We start from the raw sequence: 15699 nt of genomic DNA on the forward strand, positions 1-15699 counted from the left end.
TTCTGAATTTCCATCAAGAAAAAAAATCTCTCATAGGTGTCATTAATTTCGGTTGGCTCTACGTATTAAGATAAACAGTTGATTATTATGATGGAAAATCCAGACCAGAATTCAGATTATGCATTGCGTGCGATACAGGAACCGCGACTAAGGGAGACGGAAGAGTTCAACCAGTGGATTAGCGTACCTGAAAACAAGGAACTATTTCTCGACCTGATGGCTTGCAAGGAAGCTGTGATGCGTGAAAGCTTGGATAGGAGACGCAAGGCAAAAACGAAAACACGTATTTGGGTAACGGCTTCTGCTGTGGCTGCCGTTTTGGTTTTGACCTTTCTTATACCTTCTTTACTTCCTTCTTTCTTTATAAAAAAAGAGGAACCGGTGCGATTCTTTGCCGCAACTGTCAGTGGAGAACATGTGATGCTGCAAATGGACGGTCATCATGAACAACAACTGTTGGAAGACAGTGTGATGGACATCAAAGAATGGAAAACATTGACGCCGGATACCACCTGCTGCCAAACGTTGACTACACCACGTGGAAAAAGTTTCCTATTGGTACTGTCCGACGGGACTAAAGTGTGGATAAATGCTGAAAGTAGCCTGCGCTATCCTGTCGCATTCAACGGGAAGGAACGACGGGTAGAGTTGAAAGGTGAAGCCTGCTTTGAAGTGGCAAAGGATGAAAAATGTCCCTTTATCGTAAGTGCGGACGGCATGGATACCCATGTACTGGGTACTAAATTCAATGTACGTTCATACACAACAGAAGACCGCCACGTGACATTGGTGCAGGGAAAAGTGCAAGTGACCAACACGAACAGCCTTTCATCCGTAGTACTTCAACCCGGACAGGACTTGACTTATACGGAAACCGGAGAAGAGAAAATATCGCGTGTCAACATAGCTACCTATACGGCATGGACAGAAGGAATGTTCTATTTTGAAGATTCGTCACTGGAAGAAATTATGAGTTCTCTGGGCAGATGGTACAACGTGAACGTTGACTTTGAACGGGTGGAACTATACAATATCCGCCTGAACTTTTGGGCGAACCGCAACGCTCATTTGGACGAGGCGGTGGAACTTCTGAATAAACTGGAAAAAGTACGTGTAGAATATCAGGACGGGACTATTACAATTAAACATATATAACTTTACAAATACAACTCTTATGAAAAAGCAACAAATTACATTGTCTCGCAAAAAGGCAATGAGAAAGGTCGTATGGATGAAAGCCGCCTTCTTATTGCTGATGTTTGTAATTGCCCTGCATGGACGGGCACAAAATACGGACAGCAAATTGATTTCTTTGGAACTAAAGGAAGCGCCATTGGGAGAGGCTTTGAAGCAGTTTAGCAATGTGTCCGGTTATAAGGTGAATTTTCCTAGTGAAGATGTCGGAGCGTACCGGGTAAGCGTAAGCATACATCAGTTGGCACCTTTGGCGGCACTCCAGAAAATACTGGAAGGGAAACCTTTTGAATATGAGGTGAAACAACATTTTATCACTGTCCGTAAAGTGAAGCCTGCATCGACTACTCGTAAAGTCAGGAACATCGAAGGGCAGGTAGTGGATGAAAAAGGGGATCCGCTGCCGGGTGCGAATATCCGGGGAATCGACAGCCCGTTTGGAGCTATTTCCGATATCAAAGGAAATTTCACTTGTAAAGTGATGGAGGAAACCCATACACTGGAAGTTTCTTTTGTCGGTATGCAAACTGAAAAGGTATCTATTAAAGGGCGTACTCATGTCAATGTGGTTATGCATGAAGATAAACAGCAATTGGGAGATGTTGTAGTGACGGGTTATCAGCGTATCAGCCGTGAACGTTCTACTGCCTCTTTCGGCTTTATAGATTCCGAACAACTGACAAGGCAGATGCACACTGACCTGACTTCATCTCTGGAAGGACAAATAGCCGGCCTGCGTATGGATATCAATCCGAATAACGGGGATATGAGCCCCATTCTTCGTGGTATAGGTACATTCTCGAAGGAAGTAGGCTCACATCCGCTAATCGTAGTGGATGATATGCCGACTGACTTGACCCTGAGTGAGATAAATCCCTATAATGTAGAGAGTATTACTGTCTTGAAGGATGCGGCGGCAGCCAGTATTTATGGTGCTTTGGCTGCAAACGGCATTATTGTGGTAGTTACCAAACAGGCTAAAGAAGAGGGTGCGCATGTGAATATCAATGCTGATTGGTTCATCACCAGCAAACCGAATTTCAATAGTTTGAACCTGGCTTCTACAAGCGACATTATTGATTATCAAACAGCTGTGTTTGATGCGAATGTAGCCGAATCAGGCAGTGCGTCCGGTTTTTTGTCCAGCTATAAGGCAGGCTACTATAATCCGTTGTTCCAACTTTATCTGGATCGGGAGAATGGTACACTAAGTAATAATGAAGTCGAAGCTACATTGAATCAGTGGCGTAATAATGACTATTATAAAGAATATCGTGACAATGCCTGGCGCACGGCTGTAACTCAGCGTTATAATGTGTCCGTATCGCAGAAAGTCGGAAAAAACAATCACTTCCTTTCGTTCAATTATGAAAATGACAAGGGGCGTACGATAAATGATAAAAGGAATAAATTCTCCTTGTATTATAAGTCGAACTATGCCATAACCAGTTGGTTGAATGTGAATGCCGGGGTGGACGCCCGTCTGGGAAGTAGCGATACACCGAATACCCTGTTTACCAGTTACACTATGCAACAACGTTATGAAAGAATAATGGATGCCGATGGTAACCGTTATAATTCTCCTTATGTGAATGTAAGCGGATATTCGGGTGGAGCTTACAATGGCAGTGTCGTGAGCAAGGCGGAAGGTGTTTCACCTTATAAAACATTTGGTTTCAATGTGCTTGACGCATTGGGTGAAGGCGGTACCAAATCACGCAATGTCAGCATCCGCCCGTTTGTCAGTTTGCAGGCACGATTCCTGAAGATGTTTAAATATAACTTCATGTATCAGTATGAATGGAATCATAGCAAGAGTGAAGTGTTTGATGCGGAGGACTCCTATTTGATGCGTATGACGTACAATTCTATGATTGATACGAATGGAAATTCGGCAATGCCGAAAGGCGGACGGTTCTTTCAAAATGAGTTGAGCAGTAACCGTTATACTGTACGTAATCAGATAGACTTTGACAAAAGTTGGAAGAACCATGCAGTAACCGCCATTGCCGGACTTGAATTTAGGGAAAATAAGATTCCGAAACCTACCCGGCAATTAATGTATGGATACGATCCTCAGACACTGACTTCTGACATTATAGATTGGCAGGCATACCGTGACGGTGTAGGAACCAGTGCACTTTCCGGCAATACGATTACTTTGAGTAGCCTGTCGCCTACGTTGCAAGAATCACGCCATCGTTATGCATCTTTTTATGCCAATGCAAGCTATTCTTATCTGTCCCGTTATAATGTATCCGGAAGTATCCGCTGGGATCAGGCGGACTTGTTCGGACTTGATATCCGTAACCAGCGTCATCCCTTGTGGTCTGTCGGTGCGTCCTGGATTATGTCGGAAGAGCCATTTATGAAAGATATTGTTTGGCTCGACTTCCTGAAAGCACGTATGACCTATGGTATCAACGGTAATGTGGATCAGAGTTCGACTACCTATTTTGTAGTAAAGCAGAAGACCCAGAGCAATCCGATCAAGACGACTTACCTGACTTATGATGATGATGATCTTCCGAACCCGAAACTCCGTTGGGAGAAAACAGCCACTTATAATGTGGGACTGGATTTCCGTCTTTTTAATAATTTAGTCAATGGTAGCTTGGAGTATTACAACCGCCACTCATCTGATTTGCTTGTACGCCGCTACATGGATCCTACATTGGGAGCTAAATCACGTGTAGTGAACAACGGTGAGATGCGTAACCGGGGTATCGAATTTTCTCTTACTGCCAATCTCATCAGGAAGAAGGACTGGAACTTTGCCGTTGATTTCAACTTTGCCCATAACAAGAACAAGATGTTAAAGGTGGATCATAGTGATTCGGACACTTCGACAAGTTTCATTATGAGCCCGCAGAACTACTTTATGGAAGGAACCAGTTATAATACGCTTTGGGCTTACCGTATCGACCGCATTGAAAATGGATATCCGGTAGCGGTGGACAAAGATGGGAATGACCTGGTGACGTTCAACGAGGATGGTACGGTTGCCAATATTACTACCGGATCGTCACTGAAAGGTACTGAGAATCTTGTAAATCTTGGCTCGCTGACTCCGAAATTCAATGGAGCAGTGTCCTTGAGACTTAGCTACAAGGGAATTGCCTTGAATGCTTTCTTTGTGTATGCAGGCGGTAACAAACTGCGTAATAGTGTGGTAAGTATGAGTGACCAGGTGGGAAGCCAGACGTTGAAAGACATAACCAACCGTTGGAGTGCGGATGCGCCGGATGCAAATGTACGTATGTATATTGATATGCCCACAAAGGTTAAAACTTACGCAAGTACTTTCCAGGATTGGTGGCAATATGGTGATATCAATGTGAAAGATGCTGGTTATGTGAAATTGCGTAGCTTGAGTCTGGGGTATAGTTTGCCGTCTGGTATCTGCCGTCAAATCCGGCTTAATTCATTGAATTTGAAGTTGCAAGTGAACAACCTGTTTACTTGGTGTAAGGCAGGAAGCGACATTGACCCGGAAAGCTACGGATTGAACAGCGGCACACGCGGCATGGCTTCACCCAAGACTTATTCTATCGGATTATCAACAAGTTTCTAATTTATTAAAAAGAATATAGGATATGCGTAAATTGCTTTATATATTGTCGGTTCTGCTTATCTTGGGATTTGCAGCTTGCGAGAATTACGTGGATATTACCCCTACAGGAAAGAAGACTGTGGACTCTACCGAGACTTATTATGAATTGGTGGCTTTGCCGAACCGGAGTTATTATCCGTCGTCTTTTGCTTTGTTGAGTGATAATGTCTGGTCAAAAGAATCGAATATTATCGGCAAGGAATATCTTTCCTCTGATGGAATCAATATGACTTTTAATGAGGATGCCGATCGTAAAGAATTAAGTGATAATAATCTGTATGCCAACTGTTATCAATATATCTTACGCTCTAACATCGTGATTTCATTGGTAGATCATAGTACAGGTGACAAGGATGTGAAGGAACTGGCTAAAGCGGAAGCAAAAATCATGCGTGCGTGGGATCATTTTATTCTGGTGAATACATTCGCTAAAGCCTACAATCCGGAGACAGCAGCCACTGACGGTGGTATTGCTATTGTCAGCGAATATGACTTGGAAGCGACTCCTACCAAAGCTACTGTTGCCCAAGTCTATGACTTTATCATCAAGGATATCGAGGATGCGTTACCTTATCTGCAGGAAGAACCGGTGAATGTATATCATCCGTCGAAAGCATTCGGCTATGCATTGGCGGCACGCGTTTACTTGTTCCACCGTGACTGGAAAAAGGCTAAGGATGCGGCGGAGGAATCTTTGAAACGGAACAATGCCTTGATAGATTATATAGCTTTGGATGCCGTAGGGGGGCCGACTAAGGTTTCAACTTATGCCAAAGGTGGCAATCCGGAAGTGTTGAATTATGCTTATATGGGTAGCACTTCGGACAATCCTGCTTATACCTATGGCATGATTAGTCCGGAACTGGTACAGCTTTTCGGAGATAATGACGAGCGTTTGAACCTGTTCTTCAAAACGACCGGTAATCTTGAGTATTATTTTGACGAGGGTTCTGGAGCTGCTTTATGGAACACTGCCCTTACCTATTCTAAGTTTCAATACATGGCTGTAGGTATGCGTACAGCCGAAGTTTATTTGATTTTGGCAGAGGCGATGGCACGTTTGAACGATTTGTCCGGATCCGTTGAAGTGTTGAATCAGTTACGTGAAAAACGAATCAAAGGAAGTGAAGCTGTGCTTCCGGAACCGGCTACACAGCGTGAGATGATGCAGGAAATCATTAACGAGCGTCGTAAAGAGTTGCTCTTCGGATTCAGCCGTTTCTGGGATTTGAAACGGTTCAATACGGAAGCCGACTATGCAAAGACGATTACCCGTACTTTTCCGCTGGTAACTACGACCGTAGAACAGAAAATATATACATTGAAACCGGATTCACGTTTGTACATTATCCCGTTCCCGGTAGCTGCCCGTGAGAAGAATCCCAATTTGACACTAAATACTAACGAATAAAATAGATAGAAAAGCGATGCGAAAAATTTTAATGATGGCGGCATACATACTCCTTACACTGCAATGTGTTGGAGTGTATGCCGGTGGTAAACTTCCGCTGGAGTATGGAACCAAAAATCTGGTAGTTCATGAAGATACGGTCAAAAAAGACACTGTCAAGAAGGCTACCGCTTACGAGAAACTGTTGAAAGATGGAGGAAGTGAATGTGAGGGTATGTTTACGATCCGTCACATCAAAGATGACTGGTATTTTGAAGTACCGGATTCTTTATTGGGACGATTGTTATTGGTTGTTACCCGCTTTAAAGCTGTTCCGCAAGGATTTAAAATGCTTAGTGGAGAAGAAGTGAATCGAAGTGTGGTCTATTGGGAACAACATAATGATAAAACTCTCTTCTTACGTGAATATGTGCAGTCGCAGTTTGCTCGCCCGGGTGATAAGATAGCAGAGGCGTTGAAGCAGTCTACTGTAGATCCGGTTATCGGTAAGTTTGATGTTATCGGTAGAAATCCGGAGACCCGGGCACAGCTTGTCAACGTCTCCAAGTTCCTTTTAAGTGATAACAAGACCTGTGGCTTTACATCAAGTGACCGTTCTATTCTTGGTATTGGTTCTTTAGTTCAGGATCGTACATTTATGGATACTATAAAGACCTATCCTATTAATGTGGAAGTAGTAACTTTGCGTACTTACAACATAACTTCCGGCAAACTGCCGGCTGCGGCAACAGGATCAGTGACTGTGAAACTGAATACCAGTATGGTAATGTTGCCTAAAGAGCCGATGCAGCCGAGACTGGCAGATGAACGGGTCGGCTTTTTTCAGAATCCGGTGACAGAATTCTCTGATGAACAGCAAGTCACATCGCGTGGAGCTATCATTCAGCGTTATCGGTTGGAACCGAAAGACCCGGAACGTTATCGTCGAGGGCAACTCACTGAACCGAAACGCCCTATTGTATACTATATAGACCCGGTGACACCCAAGAAATGGATCCCTTATCTTAAAGCCGGTGTGAACGATTGGAATGTTGCTTTTGAAGCAGCCGGATTTAAAAATGCCATTATTGCCAAAGAGTGGCCGGACGATCCCACAATGAGCTTGGATGATGCACGTTATAGTGTATTGCGTTATTTGCCTTCGGAAACAGAGAATGCCTACGGACCGCGTATTGTAGATCCGCGTAGCGGAGAAATAATGGAAAGTCATATCTGTTGGTATCATAACGTGATGAACCTACTTAAGAAATGGTATATGGTGCAGTGCGGACCTTTGGATAAACGTGCGCAATCAATGACCTTTGATGACAAATTAATGGGAACTCTGATTCAGTTTGTCTCCTCGCATGAAGTAGGACACACACTCGGTTTGCGTCACAATATGGCTGCCAGTTCAGCTACTCCGGTAGAGAAGTTACGTGATAAAGCCTGGGTGGAAGCGAACGGTCACACGGTATCAATCATGGACTATGCACGATTCAATTATGTGGCACAGCCTGAAGACCGGATTTCAGAAAAAGGACTTTTCCCTCGCATTGGCGATTATGATAAATGGGCTATAAAATGGGGATATCAATATCGTCCGGAATTTAAAGACCCCTTTAAAGAGAAAGCGGCATTACGCGCCGAAGTTACCAAGAAACTGAAAGGAGACCATCGTTTATTGTTTATCGGTGATGAAGGAAAAGGCTCTGACCCGCGCAGCCAAAGCGAAGATTTGGGCGACAATAATATGAAGGCTAATGAATATGGTATCAAGAATCTGAAAAGAGTGATGGAGAACATTCTGACTTGGACGGCGCAACCTGACGGTCAGTATGACGATTTGAATACTATCTATAATTCAGTTCGCGTCCAATATCTGAAGTATACGCTGCAAGTACAGAAAAATCTGGGAGGCCGTTATACCAAAAATGTGCCGGATAGCAAAGGGCGTGATTATGTGCCGCGTAGTATACAAAAAGAGGTTGTTGAATGGTTGGGACGTAACTTGTTCGTAGCTCCCCTCTGGCTCTATCCGAACGAAGTGGTAAGTCGTGTAGGCCTGAAAGCGGTAGATGAAATTAGCGACCGTCAGAGTTCTGCGTTAGCTTTGTTGCTTGCGCCGGGAATGCTTCACAATATCTATTCAACTTCCTTCAGCGTACCCGAACCGTATTCACTGGACGAGTATTTGAATGACGTATTTGTCGCTGTATGGAAACCGTTGAACGATCCTAATGAGTTGGAGAACAATTTCCGTCGTCAAACACACCGGACTTATCTGTCGTTTGTAGAGCGTGTGATTAAACCTAATGAGAAAGATAATACAAGTTTGAATATGACAGTCACCCGTTCTGATATTCAACTCTTTATGGAGAAACATCTGGACAAGATTGAAGAGCATGTGAAGGAACAGTTGGCGACTTGTAAAGAAGGAGATATGAACTATCGCCACTATTCATCTTTGCTGCGGAACATCAAAAAAACGAAAGAAACCTATTATGGAAAAGATGCTGATGTGTAGACTTCAACAGTGGAACTTTTTAAAAAGAACAGAAAAGTAGAACAGATTTTCTTGTATATATAAACTCTCTCTTTTTTACTTTAACAGACTTACTCTTCTCTAACGATAACCTTGCTTTGATGAATCATCATCCATAATGCAAGCTTAGAATTAGAGGAGGGTATTTTTTATGTCCCTGATTACTGCATCCCGCTTCTTTGCAGAAAGAATCATTATTTCTAGGTATTGATAACTATTTATTTTCTAGTGAACTTTGTGAAGAAACAATCTGTTGTATATATAAAAAGAAGAAAGGAGAATTTTAGAAATGAAAAAGATAGTATTACTTCGTCACGGAGAGAGTGCATGGAATAAAGAAAACCGCTTCACGGGCTGGACAGATGTCGATCTGACAGAAAAGGGAGTTGTCGAAGCTGAAAAAGCCGGAGAGACATTGAAAGAATATGGTTTCAATTTCGATAAGGCTTATACTTCCTATTTGAAGCGTGCGGTGAAAACCTTGAACTGTGTTCTCGATAAGATGAATCTGGACTGGATACCTGTAGAGAAAAACTGGCGCCTGAATGAAAAGCATTATGGTGAATTGCAGGGATTGAATAAAGCCGAGACTGCCGAGAAATATGGAGAAGAACAAGTGCTCGTGTGGCGTCGTAGCTATGATATAGCTCCCAATCCGCTTTCGGAGAGTGATTTGAGAAACCCGCGTTTTGATTACCGTTATCATGAAGTGCCCGACGCCGAGTTACCTCGTACCGAATCATTGAAAGATACCATTGAACGTATCATGCCTTACTGGGAAAGTGATATATTCCCCAGTCTGAAAACGGCCCATACTTTATTGGTTGTGGCTCATGGTAATAGTCTGCGGGGTATTATAAAACATTTGAAAAATATCTCCGATGAAGATATCATAAAACTGAATCTGCCTACTGCCGTACCTTACGTTTTTGAGTTTGATGAAAACCTGGACGTGGTCAACGACTATTTCTTGGGAAACCCGGAAGAGATCAAAAAACTGATGGAAGCAGTAGCCAATCAGGGAAAGAAAAAATAGAAAAGTTACACATTAAAAAATGAAGTTATGAGTAAAGTAGTAGAATTATTAAGAGATAAGGCCTGTTATTATCTGGACCACACTTGCGAAACCATTGATAAATCACTGATTCACGTTCCGTCTCCCGATACAATAGATAAAGTATGGATTGATTCGGACCGGAACATCAGAGTATTGAACAGTCTGCAAACGCTGTTGGGACATGGCCGCCTGGCAAATACCGGTTATGTATCCATACTTCCTGTCGATCAGGACATCGAACATACTGCCGGAGCATCATTTGCTCCCAATCCGATCTATTTCGATCCGGAGAATATCGTGAAACTGGCTATTGAAGGAGGTTGTAATGGAGTCGCTTCTACCTTTGGTATCCTTGGTTCCGTAGCTCGTAAATATGCCCATAAAATACCTTTCATCGTCAAGTTGAATCACAATGAACTACTTTCTTATCCCAACACTTTCGACCAAGTACTGTTTGGTACAGTCAAAGAGGCCTGGAATATGGGAGCAGTAGCGGTAGGGGCCACCATCTATTTCGGTTCGGAACAGAGCCGCCGTCAGCTCGTGGAGATTGCCGAAGCTTTTGAATATGCTCACGAACTGGGGATGGCAACCATTCTTTGGTGTTACCTGCGTAATAATGATTTCAAGAAAGGTGCTGTCGATTATCATGCGGCTGCCGATTTAACAGGACAGGCCGACCGTCTGGGAGTGACTATTAAAGCTGATATCGTAAAACAGAAACTTCCTACTAACAATGGTGGTTTCAAAGCCATCGGCTTCGGCAAGGTAGACGAACGTATGTATACTGAACTGGCTTCCGAACACCCGATTGACCTTTGCCGTTACCAGGTTGCCAATGGCTATATGGGACGCGTTGGTTTGATTAACTCCGGTGGAGAATCTCACGGAGAATCAGATTTGCGTGATGCTGTCATTACAGCCGTTGTCAACAAACGTGCCGGTGGTATGGGATTGATTAGCGGACGTAAAGCGTTCCAGAAACCAATGAACGAAGGGGTGGAATTATTGAATGCCATTCAGGATGTATATCTTGATTCGTCAATTACGATTGCTTAATCAGGGATGAATAAAAATAAATTCTTATCTTTGACTATTAGATCGTTAACCATTAAAAATTAAAAGTATGAAGTTTTTTATTGACACAGCTAATCTGGAGCAAATCCAGGAGGCTTATGACCTCGGAGTACTTGACGGAGTGACTACCAACCCTTCGCTGATGGCGAAAGAAGGTATCAAAGGAACGCAGAATCAGCGTGAGCATTATATTAAAATATGCGAGATCGTCAACGGAGATGTAAGTGCCGAAGTGATAGCAACCGATTATGAAGGAATGATTCGTGAAGGCGAAGAACTTGCCGCGCTCAATCCGCATATCGTAGTAAAAGTTCCCTGTATTGCCGATGGCATTAAAGCTATCAAGCATTTTACGGAAAAGGGAATCCGCACGAACTGTACATTAGTCTTTTCAGTAGGGCAGGCATTGCTGGCAGCTAAAGCCGGAGCTACGTATGTTTCACCTTTTGTCGGCCGTCTGGACGATATTTGTGAAGATGGAGTAAGGCTTGTGGGAGATATCGTACGTATGTATCGTACGTATGACTATAAAACACAGGTATTGGCTGCTTCCATCCGTAATACGAAACACATTATCGAATGTGTAGAAGTAGGAGCTGACGTTGCTACTTGCCCGTTGAGCGCTATTAAAGGATTGCTCAATCATCCGCTGACTGACTCGGGATTGAAGAAGTTCCTGGAAGACTATAAAAAAGTCAATGGTTGAGTAAGCAATGAAACTTGCAATATATTAAAATGTTAGGCACGAATTACACGGATTTCACGGTTTTAAAAATGGTAGTTATCATAAAACAACTATAAAAAAAACGTGAAACCAGTGTAATCCGTGCCTAAAAAATATTTATTTTCCGGGTAGCTTCTTATTGCTCTTTTTTCCTTTCCTGTTTCTGCTTTTCTTTGTATTGAGTCGGCGTTTCTCCAGTATATTGTTTGAAAGCCGTACTGAAATAGCGTGAAGTAGTAAAACCGACCTTCTCGGCAATTTCCGTGAACGACAGGTCCGTACTGGTGATTAACGTGATTGCTTTTTCCATCCGGAATTTATTAATGTAATCATTGGCTCCCATATCGGTTAGAGCTTTCAACTTATTGTAAAGGGAGGCTCTGCTCATACCTATCTCTTTGCAGATAAAAGTGACATCCAGATGGCTGCTATCCAAATGCTCCAGGATAATTTTATTCAGTTTCAACAGGAATGTTTCATCTGCCTGGCTAAAGGTGCTTTCTTCCGGCGCAGGGACTAACCCTGTATTCAAATATCTCTTCTTGATAGATTCGCGGTTCTTCAACCGGTTGCGAATGATTTCCATCAGCATTTCTATCTCAAAAGGTTTAGTCAGATAAGCATCCGCCCCGTTCTTGTAACCACTCAACTGGCTTTGTTTATCATCTCTTGCTGTCAGCAGAACGATAGGAATGTGACTGATCGTAATATCTTCCTTTATATTTTTGCATAGTTCATATCCATTCATTCTCGGCATCATCACGTCACTGACAATAATGTCCGGAACATGGCTTTTGGTCAGTTGAAGGGCTTCCACACCATCCGAAGCAATCACTATCCGTTTGAAATATTCTCCCAGTGACTTTTTCAGGAAGTCCGTCAAGTCCGGATTATCATCCACTACTAAAACACTGTAAGGAGTCGTGTCGAAATTATCTTCCTCCGGTTGTTGTTCTTTACTATCGTCACTCATCAATTCGTTCAAATATGCTTTCGGTTGGCAGATAATCTCTTCCGATTGTTGTCTTAAGGGCAGTTCAAAGAAGAATGTCGCACCGGCATCCTGATTATCTTGCGCACCAATGGAACCTCCGTGTAGTTCCACCAGAATCTTGGAATAAGACAATCCGATCCCTGTGCCGCTCTGTTCTCCTGTACCCTGATAGAAACGGGTGAAGAGTTTCTGTGTATTTACTTGTTTCAATCCGTTTCCCCGGTCAATGATGGAGATACGTACACGATTCTTTTCGGAAAGCAACTCCGACATAATTATTATTTCTGCATCCTGCGGACTGTGTTTCAAGGCATTGATAAGCAGATTGCTTAGAATAATCTCACACTTATCTTTATCAAAACTTACAGTATCGATATGTGGATCAAGCAGATAACGGATATGGACGTTCTTTGCTTCCCCTTCACTGATGAAATCTTGGGATACATGTTCAATCCATTGATTGAGAGCATACGGTTGTATCTGTAATTTGCTTTCGCCAACCTCCATCTTGCGTACATCGAGTACCATATTAATAAGGTTTTTCATTCGCTGCGCTTGACGGTAGATCGCTTTTATTGGCAAATACTGTGTATCTTCGGTAGAAAGGGATTTCAACATCCGGTTAAGTGGTGCGTATATTAACGTTAAAGGTGTACGCAACTCATGACTGATATTAATAAGAAAACGTACTTTTTCTTCATATACCTGTTGCTCATGTTCTTTCATTGCCCACTTTAACTTCTCTTCTTTACGTTTCCATGCTCTTCGGAAAGCTTCGATAATAGCGACAGCAATAAAAACGGCGCAACAAAGAATAAACCACCATGTCCGATACCAGGGAGGAAGGATGGTCAATTCCAGTACTTCCTGACTGGGAATCCAATTACCATCCTTGGCGGTACAGGACGCCATGATTTTATAACTTCCCGGAGGAAGTGAACGTATGGCCAGTTCGGGATTGTATGATTCGATTTGCTGGTCATTCAGCCCCTCTATTTGGTATCTGTACACTTTCTGTCGAAAAATATCTTTCTCTTTCGACATGATTCGAATAGTGATATTACTATTCCAGGGAGCAGAAATCCCTGTTGGATGATTCGTTAATTCGTTATTTACTGACTCTCCATTAATGATGACATCTGATAATTGGAGTTGGGGAAGTTCGGAAGTGGTTAATGGTATTTTGCTGTTAATATGCAGTAACCCTTTCACTCCACCCATGTAGACGTCTCCCCGCATACTTAATAGACGAGGTTTGGAAAGATATTCGTTTTGGATTACACCGTCTGATTCACCGAATAGAACGAATTTTTTCTCTTTGATGAGCCAGGCGAAAAGCATACTGTCGGCTCCTATCCATACTTTTCCTTGCTGGTCGCATGCGATCAATGTGATTTCACTAAATAGAGAGGTCGGGATTGGTGTCTGTATTTTGGTGGCAGGATTGTAGTGTACCAATCCGTAGTTGTTTCCAATCCAGAAATTTCCCTCTTCGTCTCGTGCAACAGAGTTGATCGTTGTATCTTTCCAACATCTGTATAGGGCTTTCAGCCGGTTGGTATGGTTGTCCAGTTCATATATGTGCTTCGTATCATTTAGATAAGTGATATTCTTATAATTGTCGATCGGTAAGAGAGCACCGATAATTTCCTGCTCTTCTTGTTCTATAACGGTACTGAAAGTACGTGTATTCAAATCATAGATATAGATATGTTCTCCAAGGAACAGAATATTGTGATGAGTGTTCCGAAGTAGATTTACAGCCTTGCCTCGATTGCACAAGAGTGCTGTCGTTTTAGCGTCAACAATGGTGAAAGGCTGTTTTTCTCCTGTTGCCGGGTTGAAAATAAATACTCCCTGTGAGAAAAGAGAAATTAATAATTTGCCGGGAGTAAACTGGCAGATAGAGGCTACTTTGTCTTCCCAGGTGGAAGGGTAATGGATAAATTTCTCTGTGAGTGGGTTAAAGCTGTTGATGCCTCCTCCGTCTGTACCGACCCAAATTTGGTCTTGGGATTCTTGGAAAAGACTTAGAACGGTATTGTTGCTTAGTCCGCGGTCGTTGCCGGGAGGTACATCTGTATACGTTTTCATGGAAACTTCCCGGATGCTGATTAGTCCGTTACGGATGCTACCTGCCCACATATTATTGTTGCAGTCGTTGTACAGACATAAAATAGAGTTAGCGGGGAGTGAGTAGTTGTCACTTCCGGGCATATGCTCCAACAGCGAAAAACGTCTTGTTTCCGGGTCGAGAATATTAATGCCTCCTCCGTCTGTTCCAATCCAGATTTCTCCTTCCCGTTCGGCGAGACTTAGTATGACATTGTTGCTTAAAGAGGAGTTGTGGGTAGTATATGTAGCCAGTAGTTTACCGTCGCGTGTCAGACAGTTCAGCCCTCCATTGTAGGGAGCTACCCAGATTCTTTTTTGTGAGTCTATGAGTACATTCATGATTTCTTTTCCGCAATCGAAAGGAGGACGTCGGCATTTTCCGGTATTCAGGTCGAGCAGGAGTAGTCCTTGCCACCGGCTGCAACAGAGTAATGTGTGTTTGTCCCATAGATTTAGTAGAGTCACATTATAATTGGGTTCTAAGTCAAATGTTTGTAGGAGGCGTAAAGAGGTATCCTGATAATTATAGAAAAAGATTTTATTTTTTGAACCGAATAACACTCCGTCATCAGTCAGGCAGGCGGAATAGGCGATGATATTATTTCCTGTCTCATCAGTCGGTATAAAAAAGTCATCGCTTTGCCTCTGATAACGTGTCACTCCTTTGTCTGTCAGAATCCAGATATTGTTTTGTTCGTCTTCTATCATCTGGTAGATTAAATTGTGAGGAATGGAATGAGGGTTATTTGCCTGATGAATATATTTTTTAAGTTCGTGTCCGTCATATCTCCCTAATCCGGAACGGGTTCCAATCCATACAAAACCTTGTTTGTCCGTTAAAATACATCTCACGGTGGAAGGAAGGCCATCTTTTAGGGAGATTTGCTTATAGTAATAATGACCGGCTTGAAGAGTGGAAACGCCGATAAACAGTGTGATAAATGCAATGCATAGTAGTAAAAAGGTTTTTGTTCTCATGAGATCAGGTCA

General features: G+C 42.7%; 8 protein-coding genes. 7 read left to right on the top strand and 1 reads right to left on the bottom strand.

Going from position 1 to position 15699, the window contains the following annotated elements; genetic code table 11:
* Positions 1 to 87: 87 nt before the first annotated feature.
* The 7 genes from KTR06_RS17105 to fsa all read left to right on the top strand — a co-directional run bounded on the left by KTR06_RS17105 (position 88) and on the right by fsa (position 11582).
* Positions 88 to 1155: a FecR family protein gene (locus tag KTR06_RS17105; RefSeq protein ID WP_087317779.1), complete on the top strand. Its 1068-nt coding sequence runs from the start codon at positions 88 to 90 to the stop codon at positions 1153 to 1155.
* Positions 1156 to 1174: 19 nt separating this feature from the next.
* Positions 1175 to 4768, top strand: coding sequence for a SusC/RagA family TonB-linked outer membrane protein (locus KTR06_RS17110; protein ID WP_087317780.1), 3594 nt, complete (start codon positions 1175 to 1177; stop codon positions 4766 to 4768).
* Between the two features lie 22 nt (positions 4769 to 4790).
* Positions 4791 to 6218 carry a RagB/SusD family nutrient uptake outer membrane protein gene (locus KTR06_RS17115; protein WP_087317781.1) on the top strand — a complete coding sequence of 476 codons (1428 nt, stop codon included), beginning with the start codon at positions 4791 to 4793 and terminating at the stop codon, positions 6216 to 6218.
* A gap of 16 nt (positions 6219 to 6234) precedes the next feature.
* Positions 6235 to 8724 (top strand): zinc-dependent metalloprotease, encoded by a 2490-nt coding sequence (locus KTR06_RS17120; RefSeq protein WP_217290605.1) that lies wholly within the window; start codon positions 6235 to 6237, stop codon positions 8722 to 8724.
* Positions 8725 to 9031: 307 nt separating this feature from the next.
* Positions 9032 to 9778, top strand: coding sequence for a 2,3-diphosphoglycerate-dependent phosphoglycerate mutase (gene gpmA / locus KTR06_RS17125; RefSeq protein ID WP_087317783.1), 747 nt, complete (start codon positions 9032 to 9034; stop codon positions 9776 to 9778).
* 27 nt (positions 9779 to 9805) lie between these two features.
* Positions 9806 to 10858: a class I fructose-bisphosphate aldolase gene (locus tag KTR06_RS17130; RefSeq protein ID WP_087322421.1), complete on the top strand. Its 1053-nt coding sequence runs from the start codon at positions 9806 to 9808 to the stop codon at positions 10856 to 10858.
* A gap of 67 nt (positions 10859 to 10925) precedes the next feature.
* Positions 10926 to 11582 carry a fructose-6-phosphate aldolase gene (fsa, locus tag KTR06_RS17135; protein WP_004312675.1) on the top strand — a complete coding sequence of 219 codons (657 nt, stop codon included), beginning with the start codon at positions 10926 to 10928 and terminating at the stop codon, positions 11580 to 11582.
* A 154-nt stretch (positions 11583 to 11736) separates the two neighbouring features.
* Here fsa and KTR06_RS17140 read toward each other — a convergent pair whose 3' ends face one another.
* On the bottom strand, positions 11737 to 15687 hold the full coding sequence (locus KTR06_RS17140; RefSeq protein WP_217290606.1) for a two-component regulator propeller domain-containing protein: 3951 nt from the start codon (positions 15685 to 15687) through the stop codon (positions 11737 to 11739).
* Positions 15688 to 15699: the final 12 nt, after the last annotated feature.

This window comes from Bacteroides sp. MSK.20.12 (assembly GCF_019052435.1).
Taxonomy (GTDB): Bacteria; Bacteroidota; Bacteroidia; order Bacteroidales; family Bacteroidaceae; genus Bacteroides; species Bacteroides xylanisolvens.